This is a genomic window from Vibrio sp. 10N.222.49.C9 (genome assembly GCF_041474985.1).
GTDB classification, from domain to species: domain Bacteria; phylum Pseudomonadota; class Gammaproteobacteria; order Enterobacterales; family Vibrionaceae; genus Vibrio; species Vibrio crassostreae_C.
In genome coordinates, this window is the sequence record NZ_JBFRVD010000595.1 from 1 (window position 1) to 324 (window position 324).

Below are 324 nucleotides of genomic sequence, written 5' to 3' on the forward strand. Positions count from 1 at the left end.
GGCTAGATGTTATTCGGGCAACGTGCGCGATACCTAACCTTGTATCTAGGCCCATTGCTGTAGCAGGTAAGGAATTTGTGGATGGGGGGGTCTCAGCGTCGGTTCCGGTTCAAGAAGCTTGGAGGCAAGGGGCTCGTAGTATTGTGGTAATTCGAACCGAGTTACCACAACACCCTTTGCTTACAGGGCAAGAAGGAGCAGAGCCTGCCCCGGCGCATGATAAAGAGGTCTGGTATCGCAGTCCGATAAACAATATTCAAAGTTTTTGGAACGAAAAGCTCGATCAAGGCAAAAAGAGTGTTGAAGACTTTATCGACGAGAGGG

2 pseudogenes are annotated in these 324 nt (G+C 49.7%); both read left to right on the plus strand.

Annotated elements, in window-relative coordinates:
* Window positions 1-11: 11 nt before the first annotated feature.
* Window positions 12-110, plus strand: a pseudogene (locus AB4585_RS24650) (hypothetical protein); the annotation flags it as partial.
* A gap of 33 nt (window positions 111-143) precedes the next feature.
* A pseudogene (locus AB4585_RS24655) lies at window positions 144-324 on the plus strand (patatin family protein); the annotation flags it as partial.